Annotated in this window: 13 protein-coding genes; 6 read left to right on the forward strand and 7 right to left on the reverse strand. The window is 65.3% G+C overall.

The window, feature by feature from the left end:
- A partial coding sequence (locus JOZ79_RS09725; RefSeq protein ID WP_294073613.1) for a chorismate mutase occupies window positions 1-225 on the reverse strand: 225 nt, incomplete at its 3' end.
- Between the two features lie 454 nt (window positions 226-679).
- Between JOZ79_RS09725 and JOZ79_RS09730 the strand changes: the two genes are divergently transcribed.
- The 4 genes from JOZ79_RS09730 to JOZ79_RS09745 all read left to right on the forward strand — a co-directional run bounded on the left by JOZ79_RS09730 (window position 680) and on the right by JOZ79_RS09745 (window position 3,496).
- Window positions 680-1,222 carry a PEPxxWA-CTERM sorting domain-containing protein gene (locus JOZ79_RS09730; protein ID WP_294073615.1) on the forward strand — a complete coding sequence of 181 codons (543 nt, stop codon included), beginning with the start codon at window positions 680-682 and terminating at the stop codon, window positions 1,220-1,222.
- A gap of 105 nt (window positions 1,223-1,327) precedes the next feature.
- A complete protein-coding gene (locus JOZ79_RS09735; RefSeq protein ID WP_294073617.1) occupies window positions 1,328-1,915 on the forward strand; it encodes a L,D-transpeptidase family protein in 588 nt (195 codons plus the stop codon).
- Window positions 1,899-2,801 (forward strand): exosortase, encoded by a 903-nt coding sequence (gene xrt / locus JOZ79_RS09740; protein ID WP_294073618.1) that lies wholly within the window; start codon window positions 1,899-1,901, stop codon window positions 2,799-2,801. The genes JOZ79_RS09735 and xrt overlap by 17 nt, the downstream gene beginning before the upstream one ends.
- Window positions 2,798-3,496 carry an exosortase C-terminal domain/associated protein EpsI gene (locus JOZ79_RS09745; RefSeq protein ID WP_294073620.1) on the forward strand — a complete coding sequence of 233 codons (699 nt, stop codon included), beginning with the start codon at window positions 2,798-2,800 and terminating at the stop codon, window positions 3,494-3,496. Before xrt ends, JOZ79_RS09745 begins: the two co-directional genes overlap by 4 nt.
- Here JOZ79_RS09745 and JOZ79_RS09750 read toward each other — a convergent pair.
- The gene (locus JOZ79_RS09750) at window positions 3,493-3,747 is read right to left on the reverse strand and encodes an XrtV sorting system accessory protein (protein WP_294073622.1); all 255 of its coding nucleotides are present in this window, start codon (window positions 3,745-3,747) and stop codon (window positions 3,493-3,495) included. The two genes, JOZ79_RS09745 and JOZ79_RS09750, sit on opposite strands and share 4 nt — an antisense overlap.
- Window positions 3,748-3,779: 32 nt before the next feature.
- On the opposite strand from JOZ79_RS09750, the gene JOZ79_RS09755 reads away from it, so the two are divergent.
- Together JOZ79_RS09755 and JOZ79_RS09760 are read left to right on the forward strand one after the other, a co-directional pair.
- On the forward strand, window positions 3,780-4,607 hold the full coding sequence (locus JOZ79_RS09755) for a hypothetical protein (protein ID WP_294073624.1): 828 nt from the start codon (window positions 3,780-3,782) through the stop codon (window positions 4,605-4,607).
- A 199-nt stretch (window positions 4,608-4,806) separates the two neighbouring features.
- Entirely contained in the window at window positions 4,807-6,291 is a 1,485-nt protein-coding gene (locus tag JOZ79_RS09760; RefSeq protein ID WP_294073626.1) for a sugar transferase, read from the forward strand.
- A gap of 18 nt (window positions 6,292-6,309) precedes the next feature.
- On the opposite strand, the gene JOZ79_RS09765 is transcribed toward JOZ79_RS09760, so the two are convergent.
- The 5 genes from JOZ79_RS09765 to JOZ79_RS09785 form a co-directional block, all read right to left on the reverse strand.
- Window positions 6,310-7,416 (reverse strand): glycosyltransferase family 4 protein, encoded by a 1,107-nt coding sequence (locus JOZ79_RS09765; protein ID WP_294073628.1) that lies wholly within the window; start codon window positions 7,414-7,416, stop codon window positions 6,310-6,312.
- Window positions 7,417-7,423: 7 nt separating this feature from the next.
- On the reverse strand, window positions 7,424-9,190 hold the full coding sequence (locus JOZ79_RS09770; protein ID WP_294073630.1) for an ABC transporter ATP-binding protein: 1,767 nt from the start codon (window positions 9,188-9,190) through the stop codon (window positions 7,424-7,426).
- A gap of 32 nt (window positions 9,191-9,222) precedes the next feature.
- Window positions 9,223-10,587, reverse strand: a complete 1,365-nt coding sequence (locus JOZ79_RS09775) for an O-antigen ligase family protein (RefSeq protein ID WP_294073632.1) — start codon at window positions 10,585-10,587, stop codon at window positions 9,223-9,225.
- A complete protein-coding gene (locus JOZ79_RS09780; protein WP_294073634.1) occupies window positions 10,584-11,876 on the reverse strand; it encodes a glycosyltransferase in 1,293 nt (430 codons plus the stop codon). The genes JOZ79_RS09775 and JOZ79_RS09780 overlap by 4 nt, the downstream gene beginning before the upstream one ends.
- A partial coding sequence (locus tag JOZ79_RS09785; RefSeq protein ID WP_294073636.1) for a polysaccharide biosynthesis tyrosine autokinase occupies window positions 11,836-13,250 on the reverse strand: 1,415 nt, incomplete at its 5' end. The genes JOZ79_RS09780 and JOZ79_RS09785, both read right to left, overlap by 41 nt.

A 13,250-nucleotide genomic window follows, 5' to 3' on the forward strand; every position in this document is an offset into this window, starting at 1 on the left:
GACGGGTACGCCGGCAGTCGCCGCGGCCTGTCGGACATTGTCGAGGACCTGCGCCTTGCGCGCTTCGTCGCGCACCGTATCGCGGGTCGGCTTGATCCGGGCGGCGGCGTCCATGTAGCCGAAACGCCGGCCGAGCAGACGGACAAGCTCGCGGTCCACGGCGTCCACGCCGGCGCGGACCTCCGTCATCGTCGTGCAGTCTTTTGGCGTCAGAACAGGGTGCATGCTTCCTCTACCACAGAGCCGATCGATCCGGCCTAGGCCCTAGTTTCTCGGAGGCGAATGACAAGTTCTCGCACAGGCATGGAGTCTTGGCAGACTCGAGCAACGCTCTCTCCGTTGATCTGGGGTAAATGGAAATTTAATCGACCCTTTTACAGCGCATCGCGCTACTGCTTGCTTCAGAGTCTCGAGACGGCGTTAACCTAGTTAACAGCGGAAAACCGAGCGGCAACAGCGGTTCATGTTTCATTTCAGCACAGTGCCGATCCCCGGAATTCCTTCCGTTTACAAGTGGAACCGCTGCGTTTACAAAGTGTTTACCTAACTCGGATTCGCTGGAGTGCAGAAAGGGGGAGCGATGAGGGCTCCGTTTGCTCACCGTAAGATCGCTTTCCTGTCAGCGGCTGTTCTCGCGAGCGCTGGTGCGTCAACGATGATGTTCTCAGGAGTTGCACCGATGATTGGTGCCGGCGCCGCCAACGTCCTCGGGATCATGCACGACCGTTCGCCGGGCCATCGCGCCGCGGGGGCGGTATCCAACAAGCATCCTCGCCAGAAGGTGATGGCGCACAAGGTCGTCCACAAAGCCAAGCCGAAGCCGAAGAAGAAAAAGCGGGTCTCGCAGGTTCTTCCGACGTCGGTTCCGGCCGCCGCGCCTGTCGACGCCGTTCCGCCGATCGCCGGCGCAGCGACGCCCATTCCCGCCGCGATCGCTCCGATCGCGCCTGCGGTGATCCCGGCCGCGTCGCACGGCGGCTTCTTCATCCCGCCATTGTTCATCCCGCCCGGAGGCGGCGGCGGTGGAATCATCCTGACTCCTCCCCCTCCTCCCGGTGGTGGTGGTGGTGGTCCGCCCCCGGTTCCTGGCGTTCCGGAACCGAGCACGTGGGCGATGATGATCACCGGCTTCTTGTTCGTCGGCGGGCTGCTTCGTCGCCGTCGTCGGCAAGAGGAGGAAGCCGGCTCGGCTCCTCTTGGCGCCGTGCCGTCCGCTCAATAGCGGCGCTCAGCACCAAAGATCCGAGCCCGGCGTCCAATGCTGGCCACCACTGAGAGCCCGCCGCGCAGGCCGTGGCGCGGGCGACCCCGGCTCATCGCGATTGCAATGCTGGTTAGCTGCGCCCTGACGGTTTCATCATGCCACAAGGCGCCGGCGGCTCCGGTCACCGTGCAAAGTATCGACAGGGCGGGCGACCGGATCGAGTTCGCGACGCCGCAGCCGCTGAAGGTGCCCGGTGTGGGCGACGTCCATCACGACGTGAAAAGCCTCCTCAACGTTACGACGCCACTCGGCTACGGCGAATATGTGTGGAACACCGACGGCATCCCGAAGGGGCCGACATGGGTTCTGGTCGACCTCGGCGCGCAGACAATGTCTGTGTTCCGCTCCGGTCACGAGATCGGCACCGCTGTCCTGTTGTTCGGCATGGATAGCAAGCCGTCGCCGGTCGGCGACCTAAAGATCCTTGAGAAGAACAAGGACTATTGGTCGCACACCTACGACGCGGCGATGCCCTATGCGTTGCGGCTGACGAACGACGGCGTCGCGATCCACGGCAGCGAGGTCGAGCTCGGATCGGCGACTCACGGATGTCTTGGCGTTCCGGTCGACTTCGCGCGGCGCCTGTTTTCTGTCATGAATGTAGGCGACGAGGTCATGATCCTGCCTGCATCCCGTGGTCACAAGGCCTGACGCCCAACCCGTCCGCACCGAAGCGGGCCGGGGATTGCTTGGCCATGCGCTGAGCTTTCCGCGACTTCTTCTCATTCTCGGGATCGTGGCGCTGGTCGTCCCGACCCTATTATCTCTCGCCAGCGACTATTGGAGCACGGACAACGGGGTCCACGGCCCCATCCTTCTCGCGACGGGTGCCTGGCTCTTGTGGCGGGAGCGAGTGTTCATCGCCGCCAATGAGCGGGCGGTGCGGTCCGCCGGGCCGGTCCTGGTCCTGCTCCCGCTTCTGTTGCTCTATGTCTACGGGCGGGCACTCCATGTGCTCACGGCGGAGACTGCGGCGCTCTACCTGGTCCTCGTCGTGGTCGCATTCGCCGCCTGGGGCGCGACGGTCATGCGGCACCTATGGTTTCCGGTCCTCTACCTCGCATTCCTGATCCGGCCGCCGTCTGGGCTGATTGCCGAGACGACTCAGCCGCTGAAGATCTGGATTTCGGCCACCGCGGCCTGGCTGCTCCGGGAGTTCGGCTATGCGATCGCAAGCTCCGGGGTGACCATCCAGGTCGATCAATATGAGCTGATGGTCCAGCAGGCATGCGCCGGTCTAGGCTCGATCTTCAGCCTGCTTGCGATCGGCCTCCTGTATCTTCACCTGGTATCGCGCGCCCGGGGCTGGACGCGCGGGTTCCTCCTGCTCGCGATCATTCCGATGGCCGTGCTTGCCAACCTGCTGCGGGTCATCATCCTCATCCTGCTCACGGTTCACCTGGGCGAGGGTATTGCGCAGGGCTATGCCCACCAGCTTGCCGGCATGGTCACCTTCGGGATGTCGCTTGCCGGATTGATGGCGCTCGATCTGGCGCTTGGGTGGTTCTCCGCGCTTCGCCGGCCAAGGCGCGCATGACGACCGCGCAGGACACCGCGCCGATCGACCCGGGCCGGCGCGAGCTGCTGCTCGGCGGCACGCTGCTGGTTACCGCGGCCGCGGCGGGCGTCGTCCGGTTCCGGTCGGTGGACGTTCAATCGACTGCCCGGCCGGCCCTTGGCCAGATGATTCCGAACCGCGTCGGCGATTGGGTTCGGCAACCCTTTGCCGACATCCTGATCCCGGTCGGCGAGACGGGCGAAGACAAGACCTACGACGATCTATTCACCGGTTATTACGCGGATGTTGGCGGCGCGGGCATCATGCTGCTGATCGCCTACGGATCGGCGCAAGTTGGCGACACCGAGCTGCATCGGCCGGAGGTCTGCTATCCGGCCGCCGGATTCCGGCTGAAGCGCTGGCCGGACGTGACGCTCGATTTCGCGGGCAAGCAGGTCCGGGCCGCGGTGACGACGGCATCGGCGCCGGAGCGCATCGAGCAGATGCTCTACTGGAGCCGACTTGGACACGACTTCCCGACCACGTCTCTCGCGCAGCGCTGGTCGATCCTGCGCCAGATGCTGCGCGGCGCCGTACCCGACGGCGTGCTGGTGCGGATGTCGACGATCAACGGCGACCGCGAGGAAGGGCTGGCGATTCTCGAGCAGTTCGCTGGCGATCTGATGATGTCCGCGCCGCCGGCGCTGCGCACGATGCTGGTCGGGACCGCCTAATGATCCTCGCGAGCGTCGGGACGGCTAAAATGGACGTAGGCGATGAAGCCCAATGTCGCGGCAATGACGACCACGGCAGCGGCCCGCTGGCCCGTGTTGCCGAGCCAGTCGCCGACCGCGCAACCTGCGGCCGCAATCGCATACTGCCACAGTGGGTTCTGGCGTGCGCGGCGGTCCGCGGATTGCTGGAGGAAGTGGGTCACGAGCCCAGCGAAGATTATGATCGTGATCCAGTCGAATGCGGTGTCCATTGCTGACTCCCGCTGTCTCACAGGATCGACGCATGTTCAAACGCCGCAGCTCCCGCTGGGTCGTCCTGCCGCTTGCCGCGCTCTGCGCCGGCTGCCACGGCGAGGCGACGGAAGGGCAGGTGCTGGCCATCGTCAACGGCGAGGAGATCACGATCCCCGAGCTGAACGCCGAAGCACAGGCGCGTGGTCTCGTGATCGGCAACGATGCCCACGCGCGCCAGGCTCTCCTGCATGAACTGATCGACCGTCGCCTGCTTGCGCAGACGGCCCGCAGGGAGGGTCTCGACCGCACGCCGGACTACATCCTCCAGTCGCGGCGGGCCGCGGAGCTTACCCTGATACAGCAACTGTCCGAAGTCGCGGGTCACGCGGCACGCCAGCCCACGCCTCAGCAGGTGAGCGGCTTCATTGCCGCCAATCCCCAGGCATTCGCTCAACGCAGCGTCGTGACCGTGGAGCAGATGAGCCTGCCGGGACCGCTCGCGCCGCCACAGCTTGCGGCGATTTCGGACGCGGCCTCGCTCGAGCAGGCGGCGGCGACGCTGGGCAATCGCGGTCTCGCGAGCACGAAGACGATGCAAACGTGGGACACGGCGCGGCTCGATCCCGACTCGGCCTCGCTGTTGCTGAAGGCACCGGCCAATCAGCTCTTGGTCCTTCACCCGCCCGGGTTCGGCTGGTTGGCGGTGCGCAAGATTAGCGCGGCGCCGGAGCCGGTTCCTCCAGACCAGCAGCAAGCAGTCGCCCAAGGACTGATCAAGGAGGAGGTTTTGCAGCAGAATGAGGCACTTCTGCTCAATCGTGCGCGTTCCCGAGCGACCATCGCATTGACTAAGGACGTGCCGGCGCCGCGCCGCTGAGAAGGCCGCCGGCCCTGGCTCCACCAGGCGCTGGCTGTTCCAAAGCAGAACAGTGTGTTACGTGTCTGTTGCGGAACCGTTTTTTGGATCCGAGAAGGAACCTTGCATTGATCGGGGCGTTGGGCTGCGGTTAACGGTTTCTTAATTGATTTTCGCCGCGCGTTTCGCGGTGCCGTGAGTATTGGGAGCGGTGGCGGGGATGGAATTCTTTTTCGACGGCGAGCAACAGCTGGCCGATCCCGAAGCGGAGAGCCAGCGCAGGCCCGCCGAGGCCCGGCCTGCAGCACCTGCTTCGCGCCCGGCATTGCGGATGGATGATAGCGAGCAGTCCCCGCGCGCCCTTTCGGCGCTTCAACAGCGCAGCAAGACTCGGCGTGTGCAGGCTTACGGTCTGCTGCTCGGCGGTGACCTCCTGGCGATCTTCCTGGGTTTCGCGGCCGGATCGTTCGCGCGATACGGCAACCTTCACAGCATGGACTGGATCCGGGTCGCGATGGCGGCCGTCCCGCTGTTCATCGCGGGCGCCATGCATCGCAAGGCTTATAGCCTGGAGACGCTCGCTTCGGCATCCAAGGGCATCCGCCGCGTCGCGGCCGCTCTCGTCGGCACTTTCGCCGTCCTGTTCGTCGTCTCCTACTTCCTGAAAGCGGAGCAGGATGTCTCCCGCTTCTCGATCGGCGTCGGGGTGGTCGCCACGCTCGCGATTGCGACCACGTTCCGAACGATCGTGTCCAATCGCCTGCGCAGGACCTTCGGGCCGCTGACTGCGACGGTCGTCATCTGCGACGAGACGTTCGTCGAGCCGATCCCGGGCGCGGTCATCGTCAATGCCGTTGCCGCCGGCCTTCGCCCGGAGCCGCGCAACCCGGCGATGATCCACCGGCTCGTCCAGCTCCTGTCGGGCGCCGACCGGGTCGTCGTCGTCTGCCGGCGCGAGCTTTGCCCCGGCTGGGCGACCATGCTGAAATGCGCTCACGTCCGCGGCGAGATCCTTGCCGACGACGTGCAGTCAGTCGGTGCGGTGGCAATCGGTAGAATGGCCGGACGAACGACCCTCGTCGTGTCCGCGGGGCCGCTTTCGACCCAGCAGCGCGTCGTCAAGCGGGTCTTCGACCTGGCGCTGACCGTTCCGGCTGTGATCTTCTTCGGCCCGCTGCTTGCCGCGGTTGCGATCGCGATCAAGCTGGACAGCGCCGGTCCGGTCTTCTTCCGCCAGAAGCGCGTCGGCTTCGGCAACAAGCTGTTCGATGTCTACAAGTTCCGCAGCATGACGGTGGAGCAGGAGGACCAGCTGGGCACTCGCTCGACCGGTCTGTCCGACGATCGAGTCACCCGCGTCGGCCGCTTCATCCGCCGCACCAGCCTCGACGAGCTACCTCAGCTGTTCAACGTGCTCAACGGCACGATGAGCCTGGTCGGGCCGCGTCCCCATGCCATCGGCTCCTTCGCGGGCAACCTGCTGTTCTGGGACGTCGACGAGCGTTATTCGCACCGGCACCTTTCGAAGCCGGGCATTACCGGCCTTGCGCAGGTGCGGGGCTTCCGCGGCACCGCGCATCGAGTCGAGGATCTCAGCCAGCGACTTCAGTCGGACCTCGAATATATGAGCTGCTGGTCGATCTGGGCGGACATCATGATCCTCCTGAAGACCGCCGGCGTGATCGTCCATCCGAACGCTTACTGAGCGGCGCTTGCCGGGCGGCTAGCCGCCACCCAAGGCGTCCCGGTAGACCTCGAGCGTCCGTTCCGCGATCCGATTCCAGTCGAACGACTCCCGCATCCGGTCGACATCATAGGCATATTCGCTGGACCTTCGGCTCAGCGCGAGCGCCAGAGCCCGCTCATTGCCCGCCGGGAAATAGTTGCGCTCGTCGAGCCCCAGGTCGCGGTTCGGGACGATGTCGCTCAGCAGCATCGGGGTCCCGCACGCGGCCGCCTCCAGGGCGGAGATCGGCAACCCTTCGTGGAGCGACGGCAGGACGAACAGGTCGGCTTGCTCGTACAATCGCCTGAGGACGGATCGTGGCTGCGCGCCGAGGAAGCGCACCTGGTCATCCGCCTGCCGCAGAAGCTCGCGCGAGAAGGGCGATCCGTGGATGTCGCTGCCGACGATGACGAGCTTGCGCGGATCCCGGCTCTCGCGAAAGGCGCGGATCAGCTGGTCGAAGCCCTTCTCCGGGACCAGGCGGCCAATCGCGAGGATGTAGCCCTTCGGGTCGAGCCCGAAGTCCGCCAGGACCTCCGCGGAGGACCGGTCGGGCGGCAGCTCGGGCGCGCCATTGGGAATGTAGCGGATACGATCCGCGCGTTTCGGGAATTGCCGTTTGAGCCGCTCGGCGAGGGTCGGGGCGACGGCAATCACCTGATGGGCGCAGCCGACCCCCAGGCGCTCGCCAAGACGCAACATCGCCTTCGCGAAACCGCCCCATTTCGCCCTGTCGTAATCGTCGCCGTGATGGGTCATGACGACGCGGAGGCCAAGTCCGCGCGCCAGCGGAGCCATGAGTGCGGGGCCGATCGCGTGGATATGGACGGCGCGCGAGCGGCGCGCGGCGCGGAGGACGGCGAGGAAGGTCGAGACGATGGCTTCCGTGCTTGCGCCGCTCGGCGCCGGCACGCCGACGACGCGGACCCCCCGATAATCATAGGGGCTGGTCGGCAGAAACGCCCTTCGGCCGACGGCTTCGATGCGCAGATCTGGCGCCAGCGCCGCCACTCGCGGCAGCAGTTCCTCGCAATGGGATTCGACGCCGCCCATCACGCCCGGGATGCCGCGCAATCCGGTGACGCTAAGGTCGATTGGACGCACCGGCTGCTTAGCTGGCAAGCGCCGTCGGATGCACGGCCTTCACGACTTCGGCGAAACTGCCGGCCTGCGTGATCCTGCCATGTTCCATGCGGTAGACGCGATCGCAGTCGCGAAGCGTCGTCGTCCTGTGAGCGATCATGAGCACCGTATAGCTTCGCCCGAGCTTTCGGATCGAGTCCATGATTCCGGCTTCGGTCGCGTCGTCGAGCGCGCTGGTCGCCTCGTCCAGCACCAGGATCGATGCCTGCTTGTAGAGAGCGCGGGCGATGCCGATGCGCTGCCGCTGGCCGCCTGACAACCTGACCCCGCGTTCGCCGATCGTGGTGTTCAGCCCTTCGGGAAGCCCCGCGATCATCTCCTCGAGCTCCGCCTCTTGGCAGGCATGCAGGACTCGTCCGTGATCGATCTTTTCACGCGGAATGCCGAACGCGACATTTTCCAGAATCGACGCGTCGGAAAGGAAGATGTGCTGCGAAACGTGCGCGATCTGCTTCTGCCAGCCGCGGACATTGTGCTCGTCGAGAGGCTCGCCGTTGATCGTGATCTGCCCGTCGGTCGGCCGCAGGAGGCCCATGACGAGGTCCATGAGCGTGCTCTTGCCGCTTCCGCTCTTGCCCAGAAGGCCGGTCCATGACCCGCGCTTGATGGTCAGGTCGACGTTCCGGATCACCAACGGCCCGTCGTCGTGATAGCGATAGCTGACGTTCTCGATCCTCAGCGTGTCTTCGAGTGGGATCGGAACGATGTCCTTGTCGCCGACGAACCGCTGCGGCAGCGGAAGCTGCAACAGCTCGACGACGCCGATGAATAGCGACCGCTCGCTCAGCGCATTGGCCCAGGCGGCGTAGATCTGCTGGAGAAGAGGCATCAGCCGCTGCGCGCCGAGGGCAAGAACGGCCAGGACGGGCAGAGACCCCTCGAGCGTTCCGTTGACGGCGTTCAGCACCACGGCGATGCCGACGATGAACACCATGCCAAGGGCCTCGACGACGAAGCGCGGCGTGACTGCGATCAGGGCGTTGGCGGCCTGGGCATCGCGAAGCGTCTCGTCGAGCTCCGCGAACTTCTTGATGTAGACCTGCTGCGAATTGTCGATCAGCACGTCGCGGATGCCGCCCAGGCCCTCCTGGACAGCCTGCACGCGCATCCCGCGCATGACGCCGATCTTCTTGGCATTCTTGCGCAACCGGGACTTGGTCAGGAACGAGGTCAGGATATAGATGCCGCCGAAGCCGAACAGCGCGGCAAGGGCGATATCCGGCTTGATGAGCAGCAGGCCGCCGACGATGAACAGACTGAGCGTCACCGCGGAAAGGCCCTGCATTACCGGCAGGAACATGCTGGTGAGCAGCCGCTGGATGTTGTTGACGGTCGCAACGATGGTGCTGCTGTTGAGCCCGGCGTGAAAGCTGTACGGCTGGTAGAGCATTCGCTCATAAAGGCCGACGCCAAGGTCGTAGGCGAGACGAAAGGCGAAGCCCTGCGACGACCAGGCGAGGGTTATCCGGATCGCCGCGGACGCGATCGCCACCACGCAAAAGGCAGCGGCAAGGGTCGGCAGCGACAGCGATGCGGGGTTGATTCCCAGAGCGACGATGACATGCCCGATTCGCGACGTGCCGACATGGGCCGGGTCGGCCATGAACGAGAGCAGCGGGAACACGGCCGCGAGGGTGAACGCCTCGGCGATGCCGCCCAGGATCATCAGGAAAAGCAGGCCTAGAGCCTGCCAGCGCCGACGCATCGGAAGAAATTCGCGTATCAGCCACTTCATGGCCGTGCCGAGGTCCATATCACTTTCAAGCACTAGATCGACACTGCCTTGAGTTGAGGCCTTGGTCGGGCCTGGACGGTTATCGTCTTACCCCCTCGGCTATAATAAAGCGTATAGCCCCAAAGGAGGCCGAACACGATGTTCCCTTCGATCAGCCACAGCGGCATGGTCGCAAGGTTGAGAATGATGAAGCATAGATGCGCGGCCACAAGCTTCCAACGGTCCTGCTGGGAACGGAGCGCCACGACCAGCCCCGAGATGAACATCCCGGCGAGTGCGACGACTCCCAGGATGCCATATTCGAAGAGATAATCCACGAACGAATTGTGGGCGTAAAGGTCGAAGTACTGCTCCCAGCTCTCGGGGCCGAAACCGACCAAATGCCGCAGCTCGGGCGCTGCCTTCCACATGTAGAGATACTCGCTCCAGATCTGGAACCTGCCGGAGAGGAGCTCACGATCGGCGTTGCCGAACTCGCTGGGCGGCTTGATGAGCGATGTGCCCGACTGCAGGACGACCTGAAGATCCTTGAAGCGATCCAGCGTCATCAGTGCGAGGCCACCCGCGACGACGACACCGACGCCGGCAAGGATGGCAATCATGCCGCGCAGCCTGCGGTCGACCGGACGATTGATCGCGTAGAGGGTGTAGTAGATGATCAGCGGAAAGGCCGCCAGGATCGCGGTGCGGTAATTGGCAAGCACGATGCTGAGCATGATCAGCGGGATGGTGACAAACTTGATCCAGCGCGGGATCGCCCGGGTCAGCGCGATCATGATCAGCAAGGCGATGAGCGCGATCGAGAATGCCGCCTCGTGATAATAGCCGCCGATGTAGGCGGCGCTGCCCTCGCCCTCGCTTGCCTTCGGCACATGCAGGATGATCGAGAATATCTGGAACACCAGCAGCGGTGCGAAGCTCACCAGCAGGCTGAGCACGAACTTCTTCGGGTCGCCGTTCCTGAGGGCTCGATAGGTATGCATCGCAAGCGCGATCGCGAGGCCGAACTTGGTCATCGGTTCGAACGCGGTGAGCAGAACGTGATTGACCAGTGCGCTTATCCCGATGGCCGCCAGGATCACGTAGATGGGCAGCAGCACCTTGCTAAGAAGCAGCCGCTTCGGCAGCAGCAGGATGCCGAGCACGAACAAGCCAGCGGATCCAAGGGCCGTGCCAGAGATCGGGCCGACGACATGCTTGAACGTGTATATATGATACGAGGAGAGCATGAACCGCATCCAGCATGCGAACACGACATATCGCGCGCTCGTGCTGCCGGCCTTCCGAAGGCCATACAGAAGCAATACGAAAAGCAGGACGCTTAACGGCAACTGGACCGACATGGGCAGGCCGGGCGCCGCAAAATCTGCGCCTTGCGGGGCGACTTTCGGGTTCACGCCGCTCTGCTCCCTGGACGAGCGCCGGACGCAAGCGCCTGTGCGATGAGGTCACCATAGCGGGCGATCTGCGCGGGCGCGGCAAAGGCCTGGACCCGCTGCTCGCCGAGCCGCCCGAGCCGGGCGCGCAGGCCCGGATCCGCAAGCATTCGCAGGCCGCTCGTAAAGGCTTCGACATCGTCGACGGCGACCAGCAGGCCGCCCTGGCCCTCGATAACCTCGCCCGGCCCCGGCGACCGCTCGACGTCGAGGATTTCCGCCGGGCTGAACCGGCAATCCGATGCAAGGACCGGAATGCCGAGTGCCATTGCCTCGACGAGGGAGTTGCAAAAGCCCTCGTGTCGCGACGTCAGCATGAACACTGATGCGCGAGAGAGGACGGCGAACGGATTGGCGGCATGGCCGGGCATGACGAGCCGGTCGCCGAGACCGCACGAATCGCCGATCGCGCGCAGCTCCTGGCGCAGCGATCCTTCGCCGAGGATGACCAGCCGTCCTTCGACGCCGCTGGCCGCAAACGCGCGGATGGCGACCGGCAGGTTCTTTTGCGGCTCGAGCCTGGCAAGCATCACGACATCGCCGGGCCGGACCTCGATCGACGGCGGCTGCTCGCCTGCGGAGCGAATGGCGTCGACGTCGACCGGGTTGTTGATGACCGTGATCCTGCGGGGATCGACTCCATAGTCGCCGGCCAGGGACTCGTGCAGCCCGCTGGATACCGCGATCACGCTGTCGGCTCGCTTGTAGGCGAGACGAACGATCGCACGGGCAAGCGCCGGCATCCGGCCATGCGACAGTTGCGCGGTGGTGTCGTTGCGCTCACTGATCACGACGGGACAGCGCGCGCGCCTGGCCGCGGCCACCGCTGCGACGTTCGCCCGCGTCAGGAAGCTGAAGACCAGCTGCGGCCGAAGCCGTCCGGCAAGGGCCGACAATTGGCGGACGCTGCGGACGAGACTGCCGCGGCAGTCGAGCTGGTGGATGTGCACCCATTCCGGCAGGGAATAAGCGGCTGGCTCCTGGTCCAGGAGCGCTACGTGCACTTCGAAGCGGCGGAGCATCGGCTCAAGCCCGGCGAGAACCGTCGAAAACACGCGTTCGGCGCCTCCGCCGGCGAGCGAGTTGACGACAAACAGCAGCTGTCCAGACGGTGCGCGCGCGCTTTTGCCTCCGGCGCGATCCGTCTCGGAGCGGAGCAGTGCCGGTTCGTCTGCTTCCGAGGACTCGACGTCGTTGTGAAGCAATGCCTCAGGCCGCCTTGGCCGCGTAACTCTGGTAATAATAAACATCGTCGCCAAGGCTTCCGACCGCGGTCCAGCTCAGGCTGACCCGGCTCAGGACCGCACCGGCGAGGTTCGCCTTGGCCCGGGTAAGGAGGTCGATCGCCTTGCGCGCCACCTCGACCGGAGTCTTGCGCCAGCGCACGACGAGAACCGTTGCGTCCGCCATCGCGCACAGCACGCGCGCCTCGGCGACCGGAAGAATCGGCGGCATTTCGAGCAGCACCAGGTCATAGGAATCGCTGACCCGCCGAAGCAGGGTCCGCATCGCCCGGGACGTGATGACGTCGATCGCCGGATGCGCTGACGCAGTGGCAGGAAGCACGTCCATGCCCGTTGCGGGATCCTTGACGATGGCGTCGCTCAGCCGAGCCTCGTCGCGCAGCACCTCGTAGAGGCCGGCGCGGGGTTCGGGCGCGAAGAAGGTCGACGCAGCGTGACGGCGAAGATCGCAGTCGATCAGCAGGACGCGCGTGCCGGCGGCGGCCGCCGATCGCCCGAGGCACATCGTGGTCGTAGTCTTGCCCTCGTCCGCGACCGCGGAGGTGACCGCGAAGACCTTCCGGGTCTGGCCGTCCTGGCCAAGGTTGAGGCCTGTCCGGACCGACCGCAGGGACTCCGCGAAGACCCCGGTCGGATGACTCAGCAGGTGATCGGCGATGCTCCCCGGCGAGCCGTGCTTCAGCGGCGCATCCTTGACCGTGCGGACGTCCGGAACGGCCGCGAGGACCGGAATTCCGAGGGCCTTCTCGGTCATCGCCTGGTTGAGCATGCCACCTTCCATGTTCTCGAGCGTGGTTGCGATCAAAGCGCCCGCGAGCAGGGCGGCGACAACCCCGCCGATCAGATAGGCAAGGAGATTGGGCGAGCTCGGCGCTGTCGGCGGCGCTGCGTAGGCGACGATATAGGCCTTGCTCTGCTCGGTGCCCTGGGACGCCAGCTTCTGCTTATACTGGTCGAGCAGCGAGGCGTAGAGCGTCTTGGCCGAATCGGAGTTGCGCTCGAGCTCGGCGAGGTGAACGGACGCCGCATTCGCCCGCATCAGCGTCGACTGCTGCTCATTGACCGAGCCGCTGAGTGAGGACGCCCGATTGCGGGCCACCTGCGCATTGGCGGCGACGCCCTGGCGTACGCGGGACTCTTCGGCGGCTAGCGCGCTGTTCACCGTGGCCAGCTGCTCGCGAGCGCTGACCAGCGACGGGTAGTCGTCGGCATAGCGCTGAGAGAGGTCCGCAACCTGGCCCTGGAGCTTGGCCTGGTCGGATCGGAGGCTGCTCAGAGCCCCGGTGCTGGTCGCATCGGCAAGCGCCGCGCCGCTGGCTGCCTTCGACTGAGCCTCGGCTTCGTCGGCGCGGGCCGTCGCGAGCTGCGTATTCAGCTGCT

It is taken from the genome of Sphingomonas sp. (genome assembly GCF_019242355.1).
GTDB lineage: Bacteria > Pseudomonadota > Alphaproteobacteria > Sphingomonadales > Sphingomonadaceae > Sphingomicrobium.

Bases quoted from the DNA above. Each gene is read 5' to 3' on its own strand.
- JOZ79_RS09780 (WP_294073634.1), bottom strand. From the start codon at position 11,876: ATGTTTATTATTACCAGAGTTACGCGGCCAAGGCGGCCTGAGGCATTG.
- JOZ79_RS09745 (WP_294073620.1), top strand. From the start codon at position 2,798: ATGACGACCGCGCAGGACACCGCGCCGATCGACCCGGGCCGGCGCGAG.
- JOZ79_RS09735 (WP_294073617.1), top strand. From the start codon at position 1,328: ATGCTGGTTAGCTGCGCCCTGACGGTTTCATCATGCCACAAGGCGCCG.
- JOZ79_RS09730 (WP_294073615.1), top strand. From the start codon at position 680: ATGATTGGTGCCGGCGCCGCCAACGTCCTCGGGATCATGCACGACCGT.
- JOZ79_RS09770 (WP_294073630.1), bottom strand. From the start codon at position 9,190: ATGAAGTGGCTGATACGCGAATTTCTTCCGATGCGTCGGCGCTGGCAG.
- JOZ79_RS09760 (WP_294073626.1), top strand. From the start codon at position 4,807: ATGGAATTCTTTTTCGACGGCGAGCAACAGCTGGCCGATCCCGAAGCG.
- JOZ79_RS09750 (WP_294073622.1), bottom strand. From the start codon at position 3,747: ATGGACACCGCATTCGACTGGATCACGATCATAATCTTCGCTGGGCTC.
- JOZ79_RS09755 (WP_294073624.1), top strand. From the start codon at position 3,780: ATGTTCAAACGCCGCAGCTCCCGCTGGGTCGTCCTGCCGCTTGCCGCG.